We start from the raw sequence: 24,008 nt of genomic DNA, 5'->3' as shown, positions 1-24,008 counted from the left end.
GGGGCCTACAGGAACCCGAGCAGGTCGACGTCGGCCGGTCGCTCGACGACGCGGCGGCCCAGCAGGTCGTCCCACAGGTCGACGAACTGGGGCAGCGTCTTCGAGACGACGCGCACGTCGTCGAGCTCGACGCCGTCGACCGCGAGGCCGATGATCGCCGCGGCGTGGGCCATGCGGTGGTCGCCGTAGGTGCGCCACTGGCCGGCGTGCAGGGGCGAGGGCTCGACGCGGAGGCCGTCGTCGAGCTCGGTGACGAGGCCGCCGAGCGCCGAGATCTCGCTCGCGAGCGCGGCGAGGCGGTCGGTCTCGTGCCCGCGCAGGTGACCGATGCCCGTGATGGTGCTCGGACCGGAGGCGAGGGCGGCCAGGGCGACGAGGGCCGGGGCGAGCTCGCCGCCGCGGGACAGGTCGACGTCGACGCCCGGCAGCGAGCCGCCGCCGACGAGGCCGTCGCCCCCGTCCACGGTCAGCACGCCGTCGTCGAGCGTGACGGTCGCGCCCCAGAGCGGCAGCAGCTCGATCAGGTCGGCCCCGACCTGCGTCGTCTCGGCCGGCCAGTGCGAGATCGAGACGGTGCCGCCGGCCACGAGGGCCGCGACGAGGAACGGCGCGGCGTTCGAGAGGTCGGGCTCGACGGTCAGCTCGCGTCCGGCGATCGCGGTGGGCGGCACCTCCCACACGCCGGGCTCGGGGGTCGCGACGGCCACGCCGCGCTGCGCGAGCGCGTCGATCGTCATCTCGATGTGCGGCGTGCTCGGCAGCACGTCTCCCGTGTGGCGGAGCGTCAGCCCGCGCGAGAAGCGCGGAGCGGAGAGCAGCAGGCCGGACACGAACTGGCTGGAGGCGGACGCGTCGATCTCGACCTCGCCTCCCTCGACCTCGCCCGTGCCGTAGAGGCTGAAGGGGAGCGACCCGCGGCCGTCGTCCGACACGTCGACGCCCAGGGCGCGCAGCGAGTCGAGGGTCGCGCGCATCGGACGGCGCCGGGCCGCCTCGTCACCGTCGAAGGTGACCGGGCCGAGGGCGAGCGCCGCGACCGGGGGCAGGAACCGCATGACGGTGCCGGCCAGGCCGCAGTCGACGGTCGCGCCGCCCGTGAGCTCGCCGGGCGTGACGACGAGGTCGGGGCCGAAGGGCTCGCCCGACTCGAGCTCGTCGATCGTCGTGCCGAGCGCCCGCAGCGCCGCGATCATCAAGGAGGTGTCGCGCGAGTGCAGGGGAGCCCGGAGCGTCGAGGGGGAGTCGGCCAGGGCCGAGAGCACCAGCTCGCGGTTGGTCAACGACTTCGACCCGGGCAGCGACAAGGAGGCGCGGAGCGGGCCGGCGGCCCGCGGCGCGACCCAGCGCCCGTCGTCGACCGTCGGGGGAACGCCGCCGTCGTCGTAGGGGGAGAACTCGGGCCCGGAATACCTGTACACCTGCATCGGTTCACCAGGGTAATGCAGCGACGACCTGGAGGACACGTGCCCACAGCACTTGCACCGAGGCGGATCACCGTGGCCGAACTAGGATCGGCCGTGATGATCACCCCCGAGGGCGACGAGCCCACACCCGCGACCAGCGCGACCGCACCCGACCCCGTCGAGGCGGGCGGCGGCGTCGCCGAGGCGACCGTCGAGGCCGTGGCGGCCGTCGAGGCGTCGGACGAGGGCGAGCCCGACCTGCGCGCTCTGTTCGAGGAACAGGCCCTGCCGTTCATGGACCAGCTCTACGCCGCCGCGATGCGCATGACGCGCAACCCGGCCGACGCCTCCGACCTCGTCCAGGAGACGTTCGTCAAGGCGTTCGCGGCGTTCCGGCAGTTCCAGCAGGGCACGAACCTCAAGGCCTGGCTGTACCGGATCCAGACGAACACGTTCATCAACACGTACCGCAAGAAGCAGCGCGACCCCTACCAGGGCACGATAGACGAGCTCGAGGACTGGCAGATGGGCGGCGCCGAGTCGGCGACCCGCACCTCCGGCTCCACCCGCTCTGCCGAGGCCGAGGCCATCGACCACCTTCCGGACAGCGCCGTCAAGGACGCGCTCCAGAAGGTCCCGGAGGACTTCCGCATGGCGGTCTACTTCGCGGACGTCGAGGGCTTCTCGTACCAGGAGATCGCCGACATCATGAAGACGCCCGTGGGCACGGTGATGAGCCGTCTGCACCGCGGCCGCCGACTCCTCCGGGGACTACTCGCCGACTACGCCCGTGACCGTGGGATCGCGGTGCCGGCCGGCACGACATCGAAGGGCAGCACCAAATGACCGACTGCGGTTGCGACAAGGCGAAGGCCGAGCTCGAGGAGTTCCTGCACGACGAGCTCTGCCGTGAGGACGCCGCCGACATCCGGGAGCACATGGCCACCTGCGCCGACTGCTCGGGTGAGCACGAGGTGGGCATCGTGCTGACGGAGGCGGTGCAGCGCGCCTGCAAGGAGACGGCTCCCGAGGACCTGCGCTCGACCGTGCTCGCGCGCATCCGCGACCTGCAGGCCTCGCACTAGACCTGGCGCGCGGACCGGACGGGCGCGACGCGTCAGGCCTCGAGGGGCTCGAGACGTCCGGGCGTCAGGACAGCGTCGCGTCCTCGCGACGTGCCGCATGCGCCACGACGTCGTCCCAGAGCAGCTCGAGGGAGGGGTCGCCCGCGTCGCCCGTGCGCTGGACGACCTTCGAGACGGCCGGCACGCAGAGCCGGAAGTCAGGCTCGCCGACGACCAGCACGAGCGGGTCGCTGCCGGTGCCGGAGCAGAGCCGGCCGCCGTACTCGCGGCGCACCGTCTCGAAGAAGTAGCAGGCGGCGCCGAGCGAGACCGCGTCGGGCACCCCGTCGGCGTCGACGTCGCCCCGGTGACGCGCGAGGACCGCGTCGAGCGAGCGGACGGAGCCCGGGCTGAAGTCGAGCGAGGCCGCGTCGTCGCGGTGCCCGCCCTTCGCGACCGACTTGACGAAGCGGGCTGCCTCGTCGGCGACGTGCTGCTCGGGCGTCGAGTTCCGTGTGAAGAGACCCATGACGCTCGACCCTATCGTCCGACGTCACAGGTCGTCGACCTGCGCTAGCGTCGTCGCATGACCGCCACGGTGGAGATCCTCGCGAGCCCGACGTCCGACGACCTCGACGACCTGGTGGCCCTCATCGGGCTGCTCGGCCACTCGCTCGACGCCGAGGTGCTCTCGGCCCGCCTGTCGCACCTCACCGCGGCCGCGGGGCACGAGACCTGGGTCGTGCGCGGCGACGACGGCCGCGTGGTCGCCGTGGCGGGCGCGCACGTGCGCTGGGCCTACAACGCCGACGCCCCGACCGCGCAGCTGCTGCTGCTGGTCGTCGGGGAGGCGGCCCGCCGGGACGGCACCGGCTCGCACCTCCTGCAGCACTTCGAGGAGTGGTCGCGCGGCCACGGAGCCCGCACGCTCGAGGCCGTCTCGGCCGCCGCCACCGACTCCGCCCACCGCTTCTACCGCAAGCGCGGCTACCACGAGGNGGCCGCCCTCCCGCAGGAGGGCGGCCGCCGTCGTCGGTGCAGGGCGTGAGGGCTACAGCGTGAGCGCCGCCGCGATCAGCTCGGCCTGCTGGGCGGCGCTCGCCTTGGTCGAGCCCGCGGCGGGCGAGGCCGACGCGGGTCGCGAGGCGACCGTGATCCGGCGGTCGAGGTGCTTCTGCAGCTCGAGCACCACGAACGGCCAGGCGCCCTGGTTCTCCGGCTCCTCCTGGGCCCAGACGATCTCGGCCGAGGGGTAGCGCGACAGCACCTCGCGGATGCGCTCGAGCGGCAGCGGGTAGAGCTGCTCGAGGCGGACGAGCGCGATGTCGTCCTGCACGCCGCGCTTGTCGAGCTCGGCCGAGAGGTCGTAGTGGATCTTGCCGGAGTGCAGCACGATCCGCTTCGTCGCCGACGGGTCCTGGACGCGGGTGCAGTCGAGCACCGGCTCGAACCGGCCGCTCGTGAACGCGTCGACGCCGCTCGTCGCACCACGGAGGCGCAGCATCGCCTTGGGCGTGAAGACGACCAGCGGGCGGCGGGGGCGCGCGTACGCCTGGCGGCGCAGCAGGTGGAAGTAGGAAGCGGGGGTCGAGGGGCGCGCGATGGTCATGTTGTCCTCCGCGCACATCTGGAGGAACCGCTCCATCCGGGCCGACGAGTGGTCGGGCCCCTGCCCCTCGTAGCCGTGCGGCAGCAGCAGGACGACGCTCGAGCGCTGGCCCCACTTCTGCTCGGCGCTCGAGATGAACTCGTCGATGATCGTCTGCGCGCCGTTGCTGAAGTCGCCGAACTGCGCCTCCCACATGACGAGCGCGTCGGCCCGCTCGACCGAGTAGCCGTACTCGAAGCCCATCGCCGCGTACTCGCTGAGCAGCGAGTCGTAGATCCAGAGGTTCGCCTGGTCGTCGGTGATGTTCTGCAGGGGCAGCCACTCCTGGCCGTTCTCCCGGTCGTGCAGCACCGAGTGGCGCTGCACGAAGGTGCCCCGGCGGCTGTCCTGGCCGGCGAGGCGCACCGGGGTGCCCTCGGTCAGGACCGAGCCCATCGCCAGGAGCTCGGCGAAGGCCCAGTCGATGCCGCCGTTGCGGCTCATGTCGACGCGCTTCTTGAGCAGCTGTGAGAGCTTCGGGTGCACCGAGAAGCCCTCGGGCGGGTTGTCGTGCGCGTCGCCGATCGCGTGGATCAGGTCGAGGTCGACGCCCGTGCTCTCGGGCTCGCCCGAGGCGTCGTCCCGCTGCGACCGGGGGCGCTCGAGGTCGTCGACGTCGCCGCTGTCGTCCGTGATGACGGGCATCGAGCCCGTCTGGGCCGCGTGCGTCTCCTGGAAGGCACGCTCGAGGCGGTCCTGGAAGTCGCGGTGCGCGCCGTCGTACTCCTCCTGCGTGATGTCGCCGCGGCCGACGAGTGCCTCGGTGTAGAGGGTGCGGACGCTGCGCTTGGCCTCGATGAGGTTGTACATCAGCGGCTGCGTCATCGAGGGGTCGTCGCCCTCGTTGTGCCCGCGGCGGCGGTAGCAGATGAGGTCGACGACGACGTCGCGCTTGAACTGCTGGCGGTACGAGAACGCGAGCTCGGCGACCCGGGCCACGGCCTCGGGGTCGTCGCCGTTGACGTGGAACACCGGCGCCTGGATCGTCTTCGCCACGTCGGTCGAGTAGATCGACGAGCGCGACTCGGACGGCGGGGTCGTGAAGCCGACCTGGTTGTTGATCACCACGTGGATGGTGCCGCCCACGCGGTAGCCGCGCAGCATCGACATCTGCAGGGTCTCGACCACGACGCCCTGGCCGGCCATCGCCGCGTCGCCGTGGATGAGGATGGGGAGGGTGCCGAAGACGCCCTTCGGGCCTCGGTCCTGCTTGGCTCGCACGATGCCCTCGAGCACCCCGTCGCCGGCCTCGAGGTGCGAGGGGTTCGCGGCGATGTAGACGGGGATCGTCTCGCCCGTGGCGCTCGTGAACTCGCCCTCGGTGCCGAGGTGGTACTTGACGTCGCCCGAGCCCTGGACCGTCTTCGGGTCCTGCGTGCCCTCGAACTCGCGGAAGATCTGGCCGTAGGTCTTGCCGGCGATGTTGGTGAGCACGTTCAGGCGGCCACGGTGCGCCATCCCGATCGCCACCTCCACGAGCTCTTCTCGGGCCGCCTGCTGGATGACGGTGTCGAGCAGGGCGATGGCGGACTCGCCGCCCTCGAGGCTGAAGCGCTTCTGTCCGACGTACTTGGTCTGCAGGAACGTCTCGAAGGCCTCGGCCTCGTTGAGCTTCGCGAGGATGCGCATCTGCTCGTCGTGCGACGGCTTCACGTAGGGCACCTCGACGTGCTGCTGCACCCAGGCCCGCTGCGCGGGGTCCTGGATGTGCATGTACTCGACGCCGATGGTGCGGCAGTACGAGTCGCGCAGGATGCCGAGGATGTCGCGCAGCAGCGCGGAGGTGTGGCCGCCGAGGCCGCCGGTGACGAACTCGCGGTCGAGGTCCCAGAAGGTCAGGCCGTGGCTCTCGATGGCGAGGTCGGGGTGGCTGCGCTGTCGGTACTGCAGCGGGTCGATGTCGGCCATGAGGTGGCCGCGGACCCGGTAGCTGTTGATGAGTTCTTGCACCCGGGCCGTCTTGCCCACGCGCTCGGCGAGGTTGACGTTGATGTCGGGGTTCCAGTGGATGGGCTCGTACGGGATGCGGAGGGCCGCGAAGATCTGCTCGTAGAAGCCCCGCTGGCCGATCAGCAGCTCGTTGACCTTCTTGAGGAACTCGCCCGAGCCGGCGCCCTGGATGACGCGGTGGTCGTAGGTGCTCGTGAGCGTGACCGTCTTGCCGATGCCGAGCTCGACGAGCGTCTTCGACGACGTGCCCTGGAACTCGGCGGGGTAGTCGAGCGCGCCGGCGCCGATGATCGAGCCGGCGCCCTTCATCAGGCGGGGCACGCTGTGCACCGTGCCGATGCCGCCCGGGTTCGTCAGCGAGATCGTGTTGCCCTGGAAGTCGGCCGCGGTCAGCTTGTTGTCACGGGCGCGGCGGACGACGTCCTCGTAGGCCGACAGGAAGTCGGCGAAGGTCATCTCGTCGGCCTTCTTGATGCCGGGGACCAGCAGGGCCCTCGTGCCGTCGGGCTTCGGGATGTCGATCGCGAGCCCGAGGTTGATGTGCGCCGGCGTGACGACCGAGGGCTTGCCGTCGACCTCGTCGTAGAAGACGTTCTGGCTCGGGAACTCCTTGAGGGCCTGGACGAGCGCCCAGCCGATGAGGTGCGTGAACGAGACCTTGCCGCCGCGGGCGCGCTTGAGGTGGTTGTTGATCACGATGCGGTTGTCGATCATCAGCTTCGCCGCGACGGTGCGGACGCTGGTGGCGGTCGGGACGCTCAGGCTCGCGTCCATGTTGGTCGCGAGCGACTTGGCCATGCCGCGGAGGGGAGCCACCTTCGCCTCGGGCTCCGGTGCGGGCTCGGCGCTGCTGCGGGGCTTCTCGGGGGCCTTGGCGGGCGACTCGGCCGGGATGGGCTTCTCCGACGGCTCGACCGAGGTGGTCTTGGCGGCCTTCTTGCCGGCGGGGGCGGCCGGGGCGGGTGCGGGCGCGGCGGGCTCGTTCTCACCGGGGGCGCCGGTCACCTCGTCGGGCACCTGCGCCTCGCCGCCGGACGCCTGGTCGGCCGCGGGGGCGTCGGCGGAGGCGGGGGCCTGTGCAGAGGCGGGGGCCTCGGCCGGCGTCGCGGCCTCGGAGCCGCCCGAGGGCGTGTAGGCCTCGAGGACGGGCCACCACGACTCGTCGACCGCGGACTTGTCGACCACCCACTTCTCGTAGAGCTCGTCGACCAGCCACTCGTTGGCCCCGAAGGCACCCTCGTCGGTCGTTCCCGTCACGTGGCTCGTCACAGCCGATCGCCCACTCTCCGTTGATCGTTCGATGTCACGGCGGGCAGCGGCGCCCGCCGAGGACCAGCTTAACAACGTCCGCCTGGCCGCGTCCCGACGACCCGCAGGGATTACCGTTGACCCATGAGGTTCTACGAGACGACGCCGACCCACGACCTGACGTACTCCGACGTGTTCCTGGTGCCCAGCCGCTCGTCGGTGACGAGCAGGCTCGACGTCTCGCTGGCGCCGGGCGACGGCACGGGCGCCACCGTCCCGATCGTCTCGGCCAACATGAACTCCGTCACCGGCCCCCGCCTCGCGGCCACCCTCGCCCGGCGCGGCGGCCTCGGGGTCCTGCCGCAGGACATGCCGCTCCAGGAGCTGGACGCGGCCATCCGCTGGGTCAAGTCGCAGCCCGTCGAGTGGGACACCCCCTGGTCGCTCGACCCGGGGGAGACCGTCGCCACGGCACTCACCCGCGTGCCCGCCGTCGAGGGGCACGGCATCGTGCTCCACGACGCCGACGGCGGGTTCCTCGGCTGCATCGCCGCCTCCCGCCTGGCCACCGCACCGCGCGACGCCGTGCTGGGCGACCTGCTGCACGGCGCGCTCACCTCGCTCGACGCGGACGACGTCGACTCGCCCCGGGCCGCCTTCGACCGCATGGTCGCCGCCGAGATCGACTTCGCGCCCGTGCTGCGACACGGCCAGGTGGTCGGCACGGTGAGCCGCAAGAGCGCGCTCCGCTCGACGATCTACCAGCCGGCACTCGACCGCGACGGCCGCCTCCGGGTCGCGGCCGCCGTCGGCATCAACGGCGACGTCGAGCAGAAGGCCCGCGCGCTCGCCGCCGCCGGCGTCGACGTGCTCGTGCTCGACACCGCGCACGGCGACCAGGACGGCATGGTCGCCGCGGTCAGGAAGGTCGCGGCGGCCAAGCTGGGTCTGCCGATCGTCGCCGGCAACGTCGTCACCGAGGAGGCGGTGCGCCACCTCGTCGGCGCGGGCGCGGACGTCATCAAGGTCGGCGTCGGCCCCGGGGCGATGTGCACCACCCGGATGATGACCGCCGTGGGACGCCCCCAGTTCTCCGCCGTGCTCGAGACGGCGGCGACCGCCCGGTCGCTCGGCGCGCACGTCTGGGCCGACGGCGGCGTCCGCTACCCGCGCGACGTGGCGCTGGCCCTGGCCGCCGGCGCGTCGTCGGTGATGATCGGCTCCTGGTTCGCCGGCACGGTGGAGGCGCCCGGCGAGCTGGCGACCGACGAGCGCGGCCTCTACAAGGAGAGCTGGGGCATGGCGTCGACGAAGGCCGTCCAAGGCCGGTTCGGCCGCCTCGACCCCTTCGAGCTCGCCCGCAAGACGCTCTTCGCCGAGGGCATCTCGTCGTCGCGCATCTACCTCGACCCGCTGCGGCCCGGCGTCGAGGACCTGCTCGACATGATCACCTCCGGCGTCCGCAGCTCGTTCACCTACGCGGGTGCCCGCACCCTGCCCGAGTTCGCCGAGCGGGCCCTCGTGGGCATCCAGTCGGCGGCGGGCTACGAGGAGGGCAAGGCGCTCCCCGTCAGCTGGTGACGAGGCTCCTCCCCTGCTGGTGACGAGATGGGGCCGACCGCTGACGGACGGGGCGTCCAGCGGCTAAGATTCCCTCTCTATGGATGACCCTCCGTCTCAGCCCGCTGCACCCTCCCACCATCCCGTGACTGAGGGCGGTGCTCCGTCGTCGTGAACGAGTGGATCCTGCTCGCGATCGGCATCGTCCTCACGATCGGCACCGGCCTCTTCGTCGCCAGCGAGTTCTCGTTGGTCAACCTCGACCGCTCCGACCTCGAAGCCCGTCAGGCCAAGGGCGAGAAGGGGCTCGCGCCGACCATCGGCGCGCTCCGCATCACCTCGACGCACCTCTCCAGCGCCCAGCTCGGCATCACGCTGACGACGTTGCTGACCGGCTACACGATGGAGCCCGCGATCTCCCGGCTGCTCGCGCCGCCCCTCCTCGGGGTCGGCCTGCCCGAGCCGGTGGTCACGGTCGCGGGGCCGGTGGTCGCGATCGTCGTGGCGACCCTGCTCTCGATGATCGTCGGCGAGCTCGTGCCCAAGAACTTCGCGCTGGCGCTGCCGCTGCGGACGGCGAAGCTCGTCATCCCGTTCCAGGTCAGCTTCACGACGGTGTTCCGTCCCGCCGTCGCCCTGCTCAACAACACGGCGAACGCGATCCTGCGGGGCGTCGGGATCGAGCCCAAGGAGGAGCTGTCCGGCGCGCGCACCGCCGAGGAGCTCTCGTCGCTCGTGCGCCGCTCGGCGTTCGAGGGCAGCCTCGACCTCGACACGGCGACCCTGCTGGCGCGCACCCTGGCGTTCAGCGACCACACGGCCTCCGACGTCATGACGCCGCGGCCGCGCCTCTCGACCGTCACGCGCACCGACTCGGCCGAGACCGTGCTGCAGCTGGCCCGTCGCACCGGCCTGTCGCGGTTCCCGGTGACCGACGACGGCATCGACGACGTGGTCGGCCTCGTCCACGTCAAGCAGGCTGTGTCGGTCCCGCGGGAGAAGCGGGCCGACGTGCCCGTCTCGGCGCTGCTCACCGACGCCGTGCGCGTCCCCGAGACCATGACGCTCGACAACCTGCTCGGCGAGGTCCGCGGCCGCGGCTACCAGATGGCCGTCGTCGTCGACGAGTACGGCGGCACGGCCGGCGTCGTCACCCTGGAGGACCTCATCGAGGAGCTCGTCGGCGAGGTGTCGGACGAGCACGACCGCAGCCGCGTCGACGTCGTGCGTTCGCGCAACTGGCTGACGTTCCCCGGGTTGCTGCGCCCCGACGAGCTGCTCGAGCGCGCGTCGGTCGCGGTGCCGGAGGACGGCCACTGGGAGACCGTCGGCGGCTGGGTGATGAGCGAGCTCGGACGGCTGCCCGTCGTCGGCGACGTCGTCGAGTCCGAGGCGGGCACGTTCCGCGTCGAGAGGCTCGACGGACGGCGCATCGACCGGATCAGGTTCACGCCGACGCCCGAGGACGAGGTCGTCGAGCAGCCCGAGCGCGGTGGCCGCGCCGAGCGCGGTGGCCGGGCCGAGCGCGCCGGCAGGTCGGAGGCGCCGGCGTCGATGCGCGGCGTCGACGCCCGCCAGAAGGAGTCGGCCCGATGAGCGACTGGTGGGGCATCGTCTGGCTCGTGCTGCTGCTGATGGGCAACGCGTTCTTCGTGGCGGCGGAGTTCGCCGTCATCTCGGCGCGCCGGTCGCAGATCGAGCCCAAGGCCGAGGCCGGCAGCAGGGCGGCCAAGACCACCCTCTGGGCCATGGAGCACGCGACGATGATGCTGGCGACGACCCAGCTCGGCATCACGATCTGCTCGCTGCTCATCCTGAACGTCTCCGAGCCCTCCATCCACCACCTCCTCGAGGGCCCGCTCGGCCTGACCGGGCTCAGCGAGCAGCTGGTGAGCGTCGTCGGGTTCGTCATCACGCTGCTGCTGGTGTCGTTCCTGCACGTCGTGCTCGGCGAGATGGTGCCGAAGAACATCTCGTTCTCGTTGCCGGACAAGGCCGCGCTGCTGCTCGCGCCGCCCCTGGTGGCCGTGGCGCGCCTCCTGCACGTCGTCGTGGTGTCGCTCAACTGGTCGGCGAACGCCGTCCTGCGGGCGTTCCGCGTCGAGCCGAAGGACGAGGCCGCCAGCGCCTACACGGTCGACGAGGTGGCCACGATCGTGGCGCAGTCGCAGCGTGAGGGCACCCTCCGCGACGGCAGCGGCACGCTCCAGGCGGCGTTCGAGTTCACCGAGAAGACGGTCGACGACGTGGCCGTGCCGATGTCGGGCCTCGTCACCCTGCCCGAGGACGCCACCCCGGGCGACGTGGAGCGCGCCGTCGCGCAGAACGGCTTCTCGCGGTACGTGCTGGTCGACGACGGCGGCGACCCGACGGGGTACCTGCACCTCAAGGACGTCATCGACCTCGACGAGGACGAGTTCGGCGACCCGGTGCCGCCGAAGCGCATCCGCCAGCTGATCTCGATCTACCAGGGCACCGACCTCGAGGACGCCCTCGCGACGATGCGCCGGAGCGGCGTGCACGTCGCCCGGTCGTTCGACGAGCGGGGCGACACCCAAGGCGTGCTGTTCCTCGAGGACATCCTGGAGGAGCTGATCGGCGAGGTGCAGGACGCGACCCGGCGGTCGTAGCCCCGCACGGACGACGGCCGCGCCGACCCCGAGGGGGCGGCGCGCCCGTCGTCGTCGTCCGCGGCGCTACGCGGTGCGGAACGGCGCCCGGAGGTACTGCTCGGGCCAGTAGTCGAGCTCGACGCCCAGCTCGGCCGCGGCGCGCAGCGGGAAGTGCGGGTCGCGGAGGAACTCGCGGGCCATCAGCACGACGTCCGCCCGGCCCTCGGCCACGACGGCCTGCGCCTGCCGGGCCGACACGATCAGGCCGACGGCCCCGGTCTCGACCTCGGCCGTCTCGCGCACGTGCTGCGCGAACGGCACCTGGTAGCCGAGGCCCACCGGGATCGTCACCCCGGCGACGAGCCCGCCGGTCGAGATGTCGAACAGGTCGGCGCCGGCGTCGCGAGACCAGGCGGCGACGGTGGCCGTCTCGTGCTCGTCCCAGCCGCCCTCGGCCCAGTCCGTGGCCGAGAAGCGGACGAGCAGCGGCAGGTCGTCGCCGACCTCGGCCCGCACGGCGCGGACGACGTCGACGAGGAGGCGCGCCCGGTTCTCGAGGGAGCCCCCGTACTCGTCGGTGCGCTCGTTGCTGAGCGGCGAGAGGAACTGGTGCAGCAGGTAGCCGTGGGCGGCGTGCAGCTCGATCAGCCCGAAGCCGGCCTCGACCGAGCGGCGGGCCGCGGCGCGGAAGGCCTCCACGAGCCCGACGACCTCGTCGCGGGTCAGCTCGCGCGGCACGGCGTAGCCCTCGAAGGCCACCGCGGACGGCGCGACGGTCGGCCAGCCGCCCTCGGCCTCGGGGACGGAGCCCTGGGTCTCGCTCCAGGGGCGGAACGTGGACGCCTTGCGCCCGGCGTGCGCGAGCTGGATGCCGGGCACCGAGCCCTGCGAGCGGACGAACGCGGTGATCGGCTTCAGGGCCTCGACCTGGTCGTCGTTCCAGATGCCGAGGTCCTGCGGCGAGATGCGGCCGTCGGGGGTGACGGACGCGGCCTCCGAGATGACGGCGCCCGCGCCTCCTCGGGCCAGCGAGCCGAGGTGCACGAGGTGCCAGTCGGTGGCGACGCCGTCCTGCTCCTCGGCCGAGTACTGGCACATGGGCGCGACCCAGAGCCGGTTGCGGAACGTCTGGCCGCGCAGCGTGACGGAGTCGAAGAGGCCGACGGGGGAGGCGCCGGGTGCGGAGGTGGGGGAGGGTGCAGCGTCCGTCTGGGTCACGAGAGCGGTCATCGCCTTTCGGTGGGGAGGCCCGCGAGGCCCTCGACGAACAGTCGGAGCGGCTCGGGGCCGGTGAACAGGTGCCCGGTGATGCCGAGTGCCTGGGCGGCCTCGACGTTGTCGGACCTGTTGTCGATGAACACCGTGTCGGCGGCGGTTGTTCCGAGCTCGGCGAGAACGTGCCGGAAGATCGACGCCGACGGCTTGAGGTCGTCGAGCTCGGCGCTGACGAACACCTGCTCGAACAGGTCGCCGAGGGGCGAGTGGCGGAAGGGCGAGGCGAAGTCCTGGCCGGCGTTCGAGAGGATCGCGAGGCGCGTGCCGCCGTCGGCGAGGTCGGCGATCACGTCGAGGGTGCCGGGCTCGGGCACGAACCACGACGGGAAGTCGGCCGCCCAGAGCTCGTGCACGCGGGTGCGCGACCAGTCGGCGCCGGTGTCGGCCTCGACGGCCCGCCAGTAGCCGGTGGCCGTGAGCCGGCCGTGGTCGAGGGCGTGCCGGTGGGCACCGTAGCTGGCCCAGAGGGCGGCGGGCTCGACACCGGCGAGTTCCTCGATGCGCCGACGCGAGGCGTCGTCGGGGAACCGGGAGATCACCTCGCCGTAGTCGAAGACGACGGTGCGGCCGGGGATCGAGATGCTCATCGACCCACCGTATCGGCGGCGTCGGCCGGCTCGGCTCGGCCGAGTCTCCGGACGCCGGCGCCGCGAGCCCGACTAGCGTCGGGGCGTGACCACCGACTACCGCTCCGCCGACTCCCGCTCCACCGACTCACGCCCCGCCGACTCCCGGCTCACCGCCTGGACGCCCGCCGACGCCGCTGCCTGGATCGCCCTCCCGGCGGTCGACGACGACAAGTACAGCCGCGGCGTGCTCGGCGTCGTGACCGGCTCGACCGCGTACCCGGGGGCCGCGGTCCTCGGCGTGGAGGCCGCGCTGCACACCGGCGTCGGCATGCTCCGCTACCTCGGCCCGTCGCGTGCCTCGGACTTCGTGCTGCACCGACGGCCGGAGGCCGTGACGAGCCCCGGCCGGGTGCAGGCCTGGCTGCTCGGCTCGGGGGTGGACCCCGACCACCTCGACGACGAGACCGCGGAGGGGTTCGAGACGGCCGCCTCCTCGGGGCTGCCCCTCGTGCTCGACGCGGGTGCGCTGTCGCTGCGCGAGCGGGCGACGGGGCCGGTCGTGCTGACGCCGCACTTCCGCGAGCTGGCGCGGGCGTCGGGCCGGTCGGTCGACGAGGTCGCCGCCGACCCGGCCGAGGCCGCGGTGCGGGCGGCGGGGGAGTGGGGCTGCACCGTCCTGGTGAAGGGCCACCGCACGCACGTCGCCTCGCCCGGCGGCACCCGGCTGGTGGCCGAGAGCGCGCCGACCTGGCTCGCGACGGCGGGCGCCGGTGACGCGCTCGGCGGCGTGCTGGGCGCGCTCGTCGCCACCCACTCGGACGAAGCGCTCGCCCAGGAGGACGCACTCGCCCGTCTCGCGGCCACCGCCGCGGTCGTGCACGGCCTGGCCGCCGAGCGCGCGAGCGCCGGAGGGCCCCTCACGGTCCTGGGCCTCGTGGACGCGCTCCCGGCGACGATAGCCGCCCTGCTGCGCACCGAAGCAGGAGGCGCAGAGACGCGTGGAGCCTGATCCGTCACGTGACGGATCAGCCGGAGGGCAAGGGCTGGCGCTCCGTCACGTGACGGATCAGCCACAGGACAGGGGTCGGCGCTCCGTCACGTGACGGATCAGGCTCAGGGGGAACACACCACACCTCCTCGCCGGTGCTGAGGTGGCCGGACGACCGGCCCCTCCCGGGAGGGGCCGGTCGCCTAGGAGGCGGGGGTCGCCGACACGAGGAACTCGACGGTGCCCGAGTCCTCGACCTGGACGAAGCCGAAGCTCGGCGCCTCGACGCCGTAGTCGCTGAAGGTCACCGGCACCGATCCGCTGATCTGCACCCCGTCGCCCGAGAGCGCGGCCTGCAGCGAGACGGTGACGCTCTGGGTGACGCCGTGCATCGTGAGGTCGCCCGTCGCCTCGACGGTCTCGACGTCGCCGTCGGCGGGGACGCCGGCGTCGATGGGCTGGGTCAGGACGAAGGTCGCGGTCGGGTAGGTCGAGGCCTCCATGGCGTCGTCGCGGAAGTAGCCGTCGCGGTTGCCGCTGTCCGTGGCGATGCTCGCGACGTCGACGTCGATCGTGGCGGCCGTGACCGAGTCGCCCTCGACCGTGACGGTGCCGGTGACCTGGTCGGTCGTGCCGACGACGGTGACGTCGGTGCCGTTCAGCACCTCGTCCACGCGGTAGCCCGCGGTGCTGCCGTCGCCCACGGTCCAGGCGCCGCTGAGGTCGCTCGTGTCGATGGTCGTCGCGCCGGGCGTCACCGAGACGGTGGGGGCGGCCTCGGGCTCGCCGACGATCACGTCGCGGTAGAAGGCGGGGCCGGCGACGGCGGCGGTGACGCCGAGGCCCACCACCACGACCGCTGCGACTCCGAGGACGATTCCGGTCTTCTTCTTCATGGTGTGTCTCCTGGGGTCGGCTCGGGTGCTGCTCGGGCTGGTCGGCACGGAGGAGGCGCCTGCCCAGGATGATGACGCGTCACCCTAGGACGGCGCTGGGAAGGTGCAGGCGCGGCAACCGGCCCTCGATCAGGGCGGACGCGAGCATCGTTCATCTCGATTCGGTAACGACGGCTCCTCGCTCTGGCGCGCGCCTCCTCCCGGCTATATGTTCCGAGAGCCAACAAATAGCCGACGCACCCTCGTCGGCCTCGAGCACTACAGCGAAGTACAGCTCGATCTGGACCGGTTCGACGACGAACCACGGCCACGACGCTCCCCACGCACCCGGAGGGAGCCGCGACCCGTCGCCCGGGCAGATCCCATCGGAAGGATCCGCACCATGACCACAGCACGCACGCTCTCCGTGGCGGCCTTGACGCTCGGCCTCGTGGCCGGACTCGCGGCCTGCGCACCCGCCGGCTCCTCCGGCGGCTCCGGCGGCGGGGACGACGCCGCCGGCACCGACTGCAACGTCGGCATCAGCATGCCGACGCGCAGCCTCGAGCGCTGGATCAACGACGGCGAGGGCCTCAAGGAGAAGCTCGAGGGCGACGACTGCACCGTCGACCTGCAGTACGCCGACAACAAGACCGACCAGCAGATCAGCCAGATCCAGAACCAGGTCGCGGGAGGCGCGAAGATCCTCGTCGTCGCCGCGATCGACGGGCAGACCCTCGGCCCCGTGCTCGAGGACGCGGCCTCGCAGGACGTCACCGTCATCGCCTACGACCGCCTCATCAACGGCACGGAGGCGGTCGACTACTACGCGACCTTCGACAACTACAAGGTCGGCCAGCTGCAGGGCCAGTACATCGAGGACCAGCTCGGCCTCGCCGACGGCGAGAAGGGCCCGTTCACCATGGAGCCCTTCGCGGGCAGCCCCGACGACAACAACGCCGGCTTCTTCTTCGCCGGTGCGTGGGACGTCCTGCAGCCCTACGTCGAGAGCGGCGTGCTGACCGTGCCGAGCGGCAAGGCACCGGCCGACGACGACGGCTGGAAGGCCATCGGCATCCTCGGCTGGGGCTCGGACGACGCCCAGGCCGAGATGGACAACCGCCTCCAGTCGTTCTACACGGGCGGAGACAAGGTCGACGTCGTGCTCTCGCCGAACGACAGCCTCGCGCTCGGCATCGAGGCCAGCCTCGACGCGGCCGGCTACCAGGCGGGCACCGACTGGCCGATCATCACGGGCCAGGACGCCGACGTCGCGAACGTCAAGGCGATCCTCGCCGACCAGCAGTCGATGACGGTCTGGAAGGACACGCGTGAGCTCGGCACCCAGGTGCAGGCGATGATCGCCTCGATCGTCGCGGGCGAGGACCCCGAGACGAACGACACCGAGACGTACGACAACGGCGTCAAGGTCGTGCCGGCGTACCTGCTCGACCCGGTGGTCGTCACGAAGGACGACGTGCAGTCCGTCCTCGTCGACTCCGGCTTCGTCGACGCCGGCGACGTGGGTCTCTGACCCCACCACCCGGCAGCCGGCGGCGGTCCCCACGGGCCGCCGCCGGCTCCCTCACCCCTGAACGGAACGAGGACCACATGGACGACGTCATCCTCCAGATGACCGACATCGTCAAGGAGTTCAGCGGCGTCCGCGCGCTCGACGGAGTCTCCGTCAGCGTGCGGCGCGGCGAGGTGCACGCGATCTGCGGAGAGAACGGCGCGGGCAAGTCGACGCTGATGAAGGTGCTGTCGGGCGTCTACCCGCACGGCAGCTTCGGCGGCGTGATCGAGCTCGACGGCCGGCCCGTCCGCTACTCGTCGATCAACGACAGCGAGCGCGACGGCGTGGTGATCATCCACCAGGAGCTCGCGCTCAGCCCGTTCCTCTCGATCGCCGAGAACATCTTCCTCGGCAACGAGGTGCAGCGCGGCGGCGTCATCGACTGGAACCGCACCAACCTGGAGGCGGCGGCCCTGCTGCAGCGGGTCGGCCTCGCCGAGAGCCCCGTCACCAAGGTGCTCGAGCTCGGCGTCGGCAAGCAGCAGCTCGTCGAGATCGCGAAGGCGCTCTCGAAGGAGGTGAAGCTGCTGATCCTGGACGAGCCGACGGCCGCGCTCAACGACGACGACTCGGCGCACCTGCTGGGCCTGATCGACCAGCTGCGCGACCAGGGCATCACGGCGATCATCATCAGCCACAAGCTCGGCGAGATCCGGGCGATCGCCGACACGGTCACGGTCATCCGGGACGGGAAGACGATCGAGGCGTTCGCGGTCGAGGACGCCCCGGAGATCGAGACGCGCATCATCCGCGCCATGGTCGGCCGTCCGCTCGACAGCCAGTTCCCGCCGCGGGTGCCCGACATCGGCGCCGAGAAGCTGCGCGTCGAGAACTGGACCGTGCACCACCCGGTCGACGCCGACCGCGTGGTCGTCGACGACGCCTCCTTCACCGTGCGGGCCGGCGAGATCGTCGGCTTCGCGGGCCTGATGGGGGCGGGGCGCACCGAGCTCGCGATGAGCCTCTTCGGGCGCTCGTACGGCAGCGACATCTCGGGCCGCGTCTACAAGGACGGCGTCGAGATCCAGACCCGCACCGTCGGCGAGGCGATCAAGAACGGCATCGCCTACGTCACCGAGGACAGGAAGCGCTACGGCCTGAACCTGATCGGCAGCATCACGGTCAACGTCTCGGCGGCCGCACTCGGCAAGCTCGCCCGGCTCGGCGTCATCGACCGCAACCGCGAGTACGCCGTGGCGGACGACTACCGCCGGCAGATGAACATCAAGACCCCGTCGGTCTCATCGGTCGTGGGCAACCTCTCGGGCGGCAACCAGCAGAAGGTCGTCCTCAGCAAGTGGATCTACTCCGGCCCCGACGTGCTGATCCTCGACGAGCCCACCCGGGGCATCGACGTCGGGGCGAAGTACGAGATCTACGGGATCATCGCCGAGATGGCCGCTCAGGGGAAGGCGGTCGTCGTCATCTCGAGCGAGCTGCCCGAGCTGATCGGCCTCTCGGACCGCATCTACACCATCGCGGAGGGGCGGCTCACGGCCGAGCTCTCGCGCGCCGACGCCAGCCAGGAAGAGCTGATGCGCCACATGACCGCGACCAGGAACCTAGGAGCAGAAGCCTCGTGACCACCACCGCACCTCCTCGTCCGTCTGCACCGCCTCCTGCGTCCGGGCCGATGCCGGGCTCCAAGCGCCGCCTGCGGATCGACATGCGGCAGTACGGCATCCTCGCCGCCCTGCTCGTCATCGTGCTGCTGTTCCAGGTGCTGACCGAGGGGCGACTGCTCTACCCGGGCAACGTCAGCAACCTGATCCAGCAGAACGCCTACGTGCTGATCCTCGCGATCGGCATGGTGATCGTGATCATCGCGGGGCACATCGACCTCTCGGTCGGCTCGGTCGTCGCCACGGTGGGCGCGGTCGCCGCGCTGGCCATGAACGACTGGGGGCTGCCCTGGGGCGTGGCGGTCGCGCTGTCGCTGCTCGTCGGCGCGCTGATCGGGGCGTGGCAGGGCTTCTGGATCGCCTTCGTCGGCATCCCGGCGTTCATCGTCACGCTCGCGGGCATGCTGGTGTTCCGGGGCGTGGCCCTCGTGCTGCTCACCGGCGGCACCATCAGCGGGCTGCCGCGGGCCTTCAACTCGATCGGCTCGGGCACGCTGCCGACGACCGGCCAGCCCGACCTGTTCACGCTCGGCATCGGCCTGCTCGCCTCGGCGGGGCTCGTCGCCCAGCAGCTGCGCGCCCGGGCGAACCTGCGGCGCCTCGAGCTGCCCCGCGAGCGGGCGGTCTCGTTCGTGCTGAAGATCGCCATCGCCGTCGCCGCGATCATGTACCTCTGCTACCTGCTGGCCTACAACCGCGGGACGCCGATCATCCTGATCATCCTGGCGACGCTCGTGCTGCTCTACTCGTTCCTGCTGACGCGCACCGTCTTCGGCCGGCACGTGTACGCGATGGGCGGCAACCTCTACGCGGCGATGATGTCGGGCGTCAAGACGAAGTGGGTCACCTTCGGCATCTTCGTCAACATGGGCCTGCTCGCCGGGCTCGCCGGCGTCGTCAGCACGGCCCGCGCCGGCAGCGCCGTCGCATCGGCGGGCCAGAGCTTCGAGCTCGACGCCATCGCGGCCGTGTTCATCGGCGGCGCCGCCGTGCAGGGCGGCATCGGCACCGTCGTCGGTGCCGTGATCGGCGGCCTCGTGATGGGCGTGCTCAACCAGGGCCTGTCGATCCTCTCGGTCGACGCCGCGTGGCAGCAGGTCATCAAGGGCCTCGTGCTGCTGCTCGCCGTCGCGTTCGACGTGTACAGCAAGCGCCGGCGCCGCTGAGGGCGGACGCGGGGCGCCGGCGGTCCCCGGGAGGGGCGCCGGCGCCTCAGCCCGAGACGCGGGCGAGGAACTCCCTCGCCCGCTCGGTGCGCGGCGCCCCGAAGAGCTGGGCCGGCGGGCCCTGCTCGGCGATGCGGCCGGCGTCGAGGAACACCACCCGGTCCGCGACGTCACGGGCGAACGCCATCTCGTGGGTCGCCATGAGGATGGTGGTCCCCACCTCCTTGAGCGTGCGGACGAGGTCGAGCACCTCGCCCACGAGCTCGGGGTCGAGGGCGCTCGTCACCTCGTCGAGCAGCAGCACGGCAGGCCTCGGGGCGAGGGCCCGCGCGATCGCGACGCGCTGCTGCTGGCCGCCCGACAGGCGGTCGGGGTAGGCACGCGCCTTGTCGCCGAGCCCGACGCGCTCGAGCAGCTCGAGGGACCGCGCCTCGGCCTCGGCCCGGGGGCGCCGCAGCACGTGGCGGCTCGCCAGCGAGACGTTGTCGAGGACCGTGAGGTGCGGGAACAGGTTGTAGTGCTGGAACACGACGCCGATGCGGGCCCGGACGGCGTCGACCCGCACCCGCGGATCGGTGATGTCCTCGCCGCCGAGCACGATGCGCCCGTCGTCGACCTGCTCGAGCAGGTTCACCGTGCGCAGCAGCGTCGACTTGCCCGAGCCGCTCGCGCCGATCAGGGCGACGACCTCGTCGCGGGCCACGTCGAGGTCGATGCCGTCGAGCACGGTGGTGCCGCCGAACGACTTGCGGACGCCCTCGAGGCGCAGGACGACCTCGGCGCCCGACGCCGCGCCTCCTGCGGTCAGGTCGGCCTGGCCGTGGTCCTTGCTCTGGTCCTGCTCGCTCACACGACGCTCCCGGCTTGTTCACGCCGACGGAGGCGCGCCGACAGCCAGTCGGTCAGCCAGACGGTCGGCAGGGCCAGCAGGACGAAGAGCAGCCCGGCGAGCACGTAGGGCGTGAAGTTGGCGGCGGTCGCGGTCTCGATCTGGGCGGCGCGCACGGCGTCGACGGCGCCGAGCACCGAGATCAGCCCCACGTCCTTCTGCATCGAGACGACGTCGTTCATCAGGGCGGGCGTGACCTTGCGGATCGCCTGGGGGAAGACCACCAGCCGCAGCGTAGCGGCGTGGCTGAGGCCGAGGGAGCGGGCGGCGAGCCGCTGTGACGGGTGCACGGCGTCGAGCCCGGCGCGGATGACCTCGCTGACGTAGGCCGAGTAGGTGAGCACGAGCGCGACCGTGCCCCAGACCTCCGCGGGCAGGCGGGGGATGCCGAGGCCGAGCCCGGGCACCCCGAAGCCGACGAGGTAGAGCACGATGATCAGCGGCAGTCCGCGGAACAGGTCCGTGTAGCCGCGCACCAGGGCGCGCACCGGGAAGAAGACGGGGCCTCGCAGCGTGCGGAGGGCCGAGAGCAGGGTCGAGAGCACGGCGACGCCGATCAGCGCCACGACGAGCACCCGCACGTTCAGCCAGAGCCCCTCCAGCACCCGCGGCCAGGCGGCGACGAGGGTGGGGCCGTCGAAGAAGCTGAAGCGCACCCTGTCCCAGCCGGGCGTGCTCGTGACGGCCCACCAGGCCAGGGCCGCGAAGGCGATCGTGCTCACGGCGGCGATCGCGACGGAGCGCCCCGACTGCCGCCGCCGGAAAGCGCGCCGGCCGAGCTCGAGGTCGCTGACGGGGTGGGCGTCGACCGCGAGCGCGGTGCGGGCTACGACAGCTCCGTCACGTCGTAGTCGGCGAGCCACTGCTGCTTCAGCTCGTCGAGGGTGCCGTCGGTCTGCAGGGTGGTGACGGCGTCGGCGACGTCCTCCGTGAGCGCGCTGCCGAACGGCAGGACGATGCTCAGCTCGTCGCTGGCGCCGTCCTCCGCCGGGAGCTGGCCGAGCACCACGCCGCCCTCGACGAAGTAGGTCGCGGTGGGCACGTCGAGGACGATCGCGTCGACCTGGCCCGCCTCGAGCGCCGCCTTGGCGTCGTCGTTCGAGTTGTAGGCCTGGACCCCGCTGTCGGGGTCGATGACCTTCTCCGCCGCGGTGAAGCTGGTCGTGCCGCTCTGCGCGCCGATGTCGAGCCCGGCGAGGTCGGCGATGCTGGTGGCGCCCTCGGCCGCGCTGCCCGGCAGGGTGACGACCGCCTGGCGCGTCTCGTAGTACGGGGGCGAGAAGTCGACGGCCTTCGCGCGCTGCTCGGTCATCGAGAACTGCTGCAGGTTCAGGTCGAAGGTCTTCGGCCCGGGAGCGATCGCCTCGTCGAAGGTGGAGCGCACCCAGACGACGTCGTCCTTCTCGTAGCCGAGCTGGTCGGCCACGGCGTAGGCGAGCGCGGCCTCGAAGCCCTGGCCGGTCGTCGGGTCGTCGTCCTCGACCCACGGGCTGTAGGCCGGCTCGCCGGTCGCGACGGTCAGCTTGCCCTCGGTGACGAGGCCGTCGCCGGAGCCGGACGTGGGGGCGCAGGCCGACAAGGAGGCGACGGCGGCGACGACGGAGACGGCGGCGGCCGCGAGACGGAGACGGGTGCGGGGCATGAGGGGCAGGATATCCGTCCGCGGTCCCGCGCGGCGGCACCGAGGCCTCGTGTGACGCCGGACGGCTAGCCTTGCCCGCATGACCGTCGCCGCGCCTCCTCGTGCACCCGGCGCGGACGGCGCCTCACGACGCCTCTCGGCACGCGTCGCAGCTCACCCTGCCGTGCTGTGGTCGGCCTTCGTGCTCGTCCACCTCGTCGTCGGCCACGCGGCGCTCACCGGGCCGAACCAGCCGATGGGCGACGTGTGGAGCGTTTATCGCACGTGGATGCAGCAGGGCGTGGGAGGCGGCGACTGGGTGGGCGTGGACCGGCCGTGGGTCTACCCGCTGCTCGCCGCCGTGCCGATGCTGCTCGCGCGCGTCGGCGGCGACGCCCACTACGGGCAGGCGTGGCTGACGATCGTGCTGCTGCTGGACGCGGGGGCGTTCGCGGTGCTGACCGGCGGGATCCGTAGACCAGTGGCCCGCACACGAGGAGCAGGAGCGCCGGCGGAGGCCGTGCACGGACGTCCTCACGTCGGGGCCGCCTGGTGGTGGCTGCTGTTCCTGCTCGCGCTCGGGCCGATCGCCGTCGGGCGCATCGACGCCGTCACCGTGCCGTTCGCGATCGTCGGGCTGCTGCTGCTCTCGTCCCGGCCGCTGGCCGCGTCCGTGCTGCTGACGGTCGCCGCGTGGGTCAAGGTGTGGCCGGCCGCCCTCGTCGTCGCCGCCGTCGTGGCCCTGCGCGGCCGGGCCCGGAGTGACGTCGTCGTGGGCGCCGTCGCGACGACCGTCACCGTCGTCGCGATCTCGCTCGTGCTCGGCAGCGGGGCCACCGTGCTCGGCTTCGTGGGGGAGCAGGCCGGCCGCGGGCTGCAGGTGGAGTCGCCCACCGCCACCGCGTGGCTGTGGCGGGCCGCCGCCGCGACGCCGGGGGCTTTCGTCTACTACGACCACCAGATCCTCACCTACCAGGTGGAGGGCGACGGCGTCGGCACCGCCGCGAGGCTCACGACCGTGCTGATGGCTCTCGTCGTGCTGCTCGTGCTGCTGCTGGGGCTGCGGGCCGTGAGGCGCGGCGCGTCGGCCGTGCACCTCCTCGCGCCGCTGTCGCTGGCCTTCGTCACGGCCCTCATCGTCACGAACAAGGTCGGCTCGCCGCAGTTCGTCTCCTGGCTCGCGCCGCCGGTGGTGCTCTGGCTCGTGCTCGCCCGGCGCGGAGGGCCGTCGGCCGCTGTGCCCGCCGCGCTGGCCGTGGGGATCGCCGCGCTCACCCAGGTCATCTACCCGTGGGAGTACCAGGCCCTGCTCGGCGTCGAGCCCTGGATGCTCGTGCTGATCACGGTGCGGAACCTCGGCGAGGTCGCGCTGCTCGTCGTGGCGCTGGTGCAGCTGTGGCGGGCCGGTTCGTCGTCGCGCTCGTCGGACGCCGCCGCGTCGTGGCGGCGTCCCGGCGACGGTGCGAGTATGACCGCATGATCGTCGCCTTCTCCGTCTCTCCCAGCGGCGGCCCGTCCGCCGGATCGCTCGACCCCGAGGCGCACGGCGACTCGGTGCACGAGGCGGTGGCCGCGGCCGTCGCGGTGGTGCGCGCGTCCGGGCTGCCGAACCGCACCTCCTCGATGTTCACCGAGGTCGAGGGGGAGTGGGACGAGGTCATGGACGTCGTCAAGCGAGCGACGGAGGCGGTGGGCCGGTACGGCACTCGAGTCTCGTTGGTGCTCAAGGCCGACATCCGCCCGGGCCGCACCGGCGAGCTCGACGGCAAGGTGGAGCGCCTCGAGCGGGCGCTGGGCGAGCAGGGCTGAGCCCTCGCTCCTCGTGCCTGCCAGGCGGTAGGATCGACCTGGCCCTGTCGAATCGATTCGAACGTCAGGTGCCCGACGGACGGGCCTCGTGCCCGTCGCGCACCAGCCAGCTCGACGGAGAGTCCCTGGATCC

The 24,008-nt window shown here is 72.1% G+C and carries 20 protein-coding genes and 1 pseudogene; 12 read left to right on the top strand and 9 right to left on the bottom strand.

Going from position 1 to position 24,008, the window contains the following annotated elements; translation table 11 throughout:
- Positions 1–5: 5 nt before the first annotated feature.
- The gene (aroA, locus tag IFT77_RS03490) at positions 6–1,424 is read right to left on the bottom strand and encodes a 3-phosphoshikimate 1-carboxyvinyltransferase (protein WP_192169213.1); all 1,419 of its coding nucleotides are present in this window, start codon (positions 1,422–1,424) and stop codon (positions 6–8) included.
- 96 nt (positions 1,425–1,520) lie between these two features.
- Between aroA and IFT77_RS03485 the strand changes: the two genes are divergently transcribed.
- Together IFT77_RS03485 and IFT77_RS03480 are read left to right on the top strand one after the other, a co-directional pair.
- Entirely contained in the window at positions 1,521–2,249 is a 729-nt protein-coding gene (locus tag IFT77_RS03485) for a sigma-70 family RNA polymerase sigma factor (protein WP_123546404.1), read from the top strand.
- The gene (locus tag IFT77_RS03480) at positions 2,246–2,488 is read left to right on the top strand and encodes a zf-HC2 domain-containing protein (RefSeq protein WP_192041960.1); all 243 of its coding nucleotides are present in this window, start codon (positions 2,246–2,248) and stop codon (positions 2,486–2,488) included. Before IFT77_RS03485 ends, IFT77_RS03480 begins: the two co-directional genes overlap by 4 nt.
- A 64-nt stretch (positions 2,489–2,552) precedes the next feature.
- On the opposite strand, the gene IFT77_RS03475 is transcribed toward IFT77_RS03480, so the two are convergent.
- On the bottom strand, positions 2,553–2,996 hold the full coding sequence (locus IFT77_RS03475; RefSeq protein ID WP_192041959.1) for a hypothetical protein: 444 nt from the start codon (positions 2,994–2,996) through the stop codon (positions 2,553–2,555).
- A 57-nt stretch (positions 2,997–3,053) separates the two neighbouring features.
- On the opposite strand from IFT77_RS03475, the pseudogene IFT77_RS17385 reads away from it, so the two are divergent.
- A pseudogene (locus IFT77_RS17385) lies at positions 3,054–3,465 on the top strand (GNAT family N-acetyltransferase); the annotation flags it as partial.
- Between the two features lie 53 nt (positions 3,466–3,518).
- On the opposite strand, the gene IFT77_RS03465 reads toward IFT77_RS17385, so the two are convergent.
- Positions 3,519–7,334, bottom strand: coding sequence for a multifunctional oxoglutarate decarboxylase/oxoglutarate dehydrogenase thiamine pyrophosphate-binding subunit/dihydrolipoyllysine-residue succinyltransferase subunit (locus IFT77_RS03465; RefSeq protein WP_192041957.1), 3,816 nt, complete (start codon positions 7,332–7,334; stop codon positions 3,519–3,521).
- A 123-nt stretch (positions 7,335–7,457) separates the two neighbouring features.
- Between IFT77_RS03465 and IFT77_RS03460 the strand changes: the two genes are divergently transcribed.
- The 3 genes from IFT77_RS03460 to IFT77_RS03450 all read left to right on the top strand — a co-directional run bounded on the left by IFT77_RS03460 (position 7,458) and on the right by IFT77_RS03450 (position 11,503).
- A complete protein-coding gene (locus IFT77_RS03460; RefSeq protein ID WP_192041956.1) occupies positions 7,458–8,894 on the top strand; it encodes a GuaB1 family IMP dehydrogenase-related protein in 1,437 nt (478 codons plus the stop codon).
- A 150-nt stretch (positions 8,895–9,044) separates the two neighbouring features.
- Positions 9,045–10,469: a CNNM domain-containing protein gene (locus IFT77_RS03455; protein ID WP_192169211.1), complete on the top strand. Its 1,425-nt coding sequence runs from the start codon at positions 9,045–9,047 to the stop codon at positions 10,467–10,469.
- Positions 10,466–11,503 (top strand): hemolysin family protein, encoded by a 1,038-nt coding sequence (locus tag IFT77_RS03450; RefSeq protein ID WP_192169210.1) that lies wholly within the window; start codon positions 10,466–10,468, stop codon positions 11,501–11,503. The genes IFT77_RS03455 and IFT77_RS03450 overlap by 4 nt, the downstream gene beginning before the upstream one ends.
- A gap of 66 nt (positions 11,504–11,569) precedes the next feature.
- On the opposite strand, the gene IFT77_RS03445 is transcribed toward IFT77_RS03450, so the two are convergent.
- Together IFT77_RS03445 and IFT77_RS03440 are read right to left on the bottom strand one after the other, a co-directional pair.
- Positions 11,570–12,715 carry an NADH:flavin oxidoreductase/NADH oxidase gene (locus IFT77_RS03445; RefSeq protein ID WP_192041953.1) on the bottom strand — a complete coding sequence of 382 codons (1,146 nt, stop codon included), beginning with the start codon at positions 12,713–12,715 and terminating at the stop codon, positions 11,570–11,572.
- Positions 12,712–13,347, bottom strand: coding sequence for an HAD family phosphatase (locus tag IFT77_RS03440; RefSeq protein WP_192041952.1), 636 nt, complete (start codon positions 13,345–13,347; stop codon positions 12,712–12,714). Before IFT77_RS03440 ends, IFT77_RS03445 begins: the two co-directional genes overlap by 4 nt.
- 85 nt (positions 13,348–13,432) lie before the next feature.
- On the opposite strand from IFT77_RS03440, the gene IFT77_RS03435 reads away from it, so the two are divergent.
- Positions 13,433–14,338: an NAD(P)H-hydrate dehydratase gene (locus tag IFT77_RS03435; protein WP_192169209.1), complete on the top strand. Its 906-nt coding sequence runs from the start codon at positions 13,433–13,435 to the stop codon at positions 14,336–14,338.
- Between the two features lie 182 nt (positions 14,339–14,520).
- Here IFT77_RS03435 and IFT77_RS03430 read toward each other — a convergent pair whose 3' ends face one another.
- A complete protein-coding gene (locus IFT77_RS03430) occupies positions 14,521–15,213 on the bottom strand; it encodes a YceI family protein (protein WP_192041950.1) in 693 nt (230 codons plus the stop codon).
- A gap of 382 nt (positions 15,214–15,595) precedes the next feature.
- On the opposite strand from IFT77_RS03430, the gene chvE reads away from it, so the two are divergent.
- From chvE to mmsB, 3 genes are all read left to right on the top strand, one after another.
- Complete coding sequence (chvE, locus tag IFT77_RS03425; protein ID WP_192041949.1) at positions 15,596–16,726, top strand: multiple monosaccharide ABC transporter substrate-binding protein; 1,131 nt, start codon at positions 15,596–15,598, stop codon at positions 16,724–16,726.
- Positions 16,727–16,803: 77 nt separating this feature from the next.
- A complete protein-coding gene (mmsA, locus tag IFT77_RS03420; protein ID WP_192169208.1) occupies positions 16,804–18,351 on the top strand; it encodes a multiple monosaccharide ABC transporter ATP-binding protein in 1,548 nt (515 codons plus the stop codon).
- A gap of 50 nt (positions 18,352–18,401) precedes the next feature.
- Positions 18,402–19,556 (top strand): multiple monosaccharide ABC transporter permease, encoded by a 1,155-nt coding sequence (gene mmsB / locus IFT77_RS03415; RefSeq protein ID WP_123546390.1) that lies wholly within the window; start codon positions 18,402–18,404, stop codon positions 19,554–19,556.
- A gap of 46 nt (positions 19,557–19,602) precedes the next feature.
- On the opposite strand, the gene IFT77_RS03410 is transcribed toward mmsB, so the two are convergent.
- The 3 genes from IFT77_RS03410 to IFT77_RS03400 are packed head-to-tail and all read right to left on the bottom strand — an operon-like array spanning position 19,603 to position 22,087.
- Positions 19,603–20,364, bottom strand: a complete 762-nt coding sequence (locus IFT77_RS03410; protein WP_192042345.1) for an amino acid ABC transporter ATP-binding protein — start codon at positions 20,362–20,364, stop codon at positions 19,603–19,605.
- A 38-nt stretch (positions 20,365–20,402) separates the two neighbouring features.
- Positions 20,403–21,308, bottom strand: coding sequence for an ABC transporter permease subunit (locus IFT77_RS03405; RefSeq protein WP_192041947.1), 906 nt, complete (start codon positions 21,306–21,308; stop codon positions 20,403–20,405).
- Entirely contained in the window at positions 21,272–22,087 is an 816-nt protein-coding gene (locus tag IFT77_RS03400; protein ID WP_192169207.1) for an ABC transporter substrate-binding protein, read from the bottom strand. Before IFT77_RS03400 ends, IFT77_RS03405 begins: the two co-directional genes overlap by 37 nt.
- A gap of 79 nt (positions 22,088–22,166) precedes the next feature.
- Here IFT77_RS03400 and IFT77_RS03395 point away from each other — a divergent pair, with 79 nt between their 5' ends.
- Complete coding sequence (locus IFT77_RS03395; RefSeq protein ID WP_192169206.1) at positions 22,167–23,546, top strand: glycosyltransferase 87 family protein; 1,380 nt, start codon at positions 22,167–22,169, stop codon at positions 23,544–23,546.
- Complete coding sequence (locus IFT77_RS03390) at positions 23,543–23,875, top strand: thiamine-binding protein (protein ID WP_192041944.1); 333 nt, start codon at positions 23,543–23,545, stop codon at positions 23,873–23,875. The genes IFT77_RS03395 and IFT77_RS03390 overlap by 4 nt, the downstream gene beginning before the upstream one ends.
- Positions 23,876–24,008: the final 133 nt, after the last annotated feature.

The organism is Frigoribacterium sp. CFBP 13729 (assembly GCF_014841875.1).
Lineage (GTDB): Bacteria > Actinomycetota > Actinomycetes > Actinomycetales > Microbacteriaceae > Frigoribacterium.
This window is presented reverse-complemented; position numbering and strand designations above follow the sequence as displayed.

Excerpts from the sequence above, each read along its gene's own strand:
- IFT77_RS03480 (WP_192041960.1), top strand. The coding sequence starts at position 2,246 with ATGACCGACTGCGGTTGCGACAAGGCGAAGGCCGAGCTCGAGGAGTTC.
- IFT77_RS03440 (WP_192041952.1), bottom strand. The coding sequence starts at position 13,347 with ATGAGCATCTCGATCCCCGGCCGCACCGTCGTCTTCGACTACGGCGAG.
- IFT77_RS03400 (WP_192169207.1), bottom strand. The coding sequence starts at position 22,087 with ATGCCCCGCACCCGTCTCCGTCTCGCGGCCGCCGCCGTCTCCGTCGTC.
- chvE (WP_192041949.1), top strand. The coding sequence starts at position 15,596 with ATGACCACAGCACGCACGCTCTCCGTGGCGGCCTTGACGCTCGGCCTC.
- mmsB (WP_123546390.1), top strand. The coding sequence starts at position 18,402 with ATGCCGGGCTCCAAGCGCCGCCTGCGGATCGACATGCGGCAGTACGGC.
- IFT77_RS03430 (WP_192041950.1), bottom strand. The coding sequence starts at position 15,213 with ATGAAGAAGAAGACCGGAATCGTCCTCGGAGTCGCAGCGGTCGTGGTG.
- IFT77_RS03475 (WP_192041959.1), bottom strand. The coding sequence starts at position 2,996 with ATGGGTCTCTTCACACGGAACTCGACGCCCGAGCAGCACGTCGCCGAC.
- IFT77_RS03390 (WP_192041944.1), top strand. The coding sequence starts at position 23,543 with ATGATCGTCGCCTTCTCCGTCTCTCCCAGCGGCGGCCCGTCCGCCGGA.
- aroA (WP_192169213.1), bottom strand. The coding sequence starts at position 1,424 with ATGCAGGTGTACAGGTATTCCGGGCCCGAGTTCTCCCCCTACGACGAC.
- IFT77_RS03395 (WP_192169206.1), top strand. The coding sequence starts at position 22,167 with ATGACCGTCGCCGCGCCTCCTCGTGCACCCGGCGCGGACGGCGCCTCA.
- IFT77_RS03485 (WP_123546404.1), top strand. The coding sequence starts at position 1,521 with ATGATCACCCCCGAGGGCGACGAGCCCACACCCGCGACCAGCGCGACC.
- IFT77_RS03445 (WP_192041953.1), bottom strand. The coding sequence starts at position 12,715 with ATGACCGCTCTCGTGACCCAGACGGACGCTGCACCCTCCCCCACCTCC.
- IFT77_RS03460 (WP_192041956.1), top strand. The coding sequence starts at position 7,458 with ATGAGGTTCTACGAGACGACGCCGACCCACGACCTGACGTACTCCGAC.
- mmsA (WP_192169208.1), top strand. The coding sequence starts at position 16,804 with ATGGACGACGTCATCCTCCAGATGACCGACATCGTCAAGGAGTTCAGC.
- IFT77_RS03450 (WP_192169210.1), top strand. The coding sequence starts at position 10,466 with ATGAGCGACTGGTGGGGCATCGTCTGGCTCGTGCTGCTGCTGATGGGC.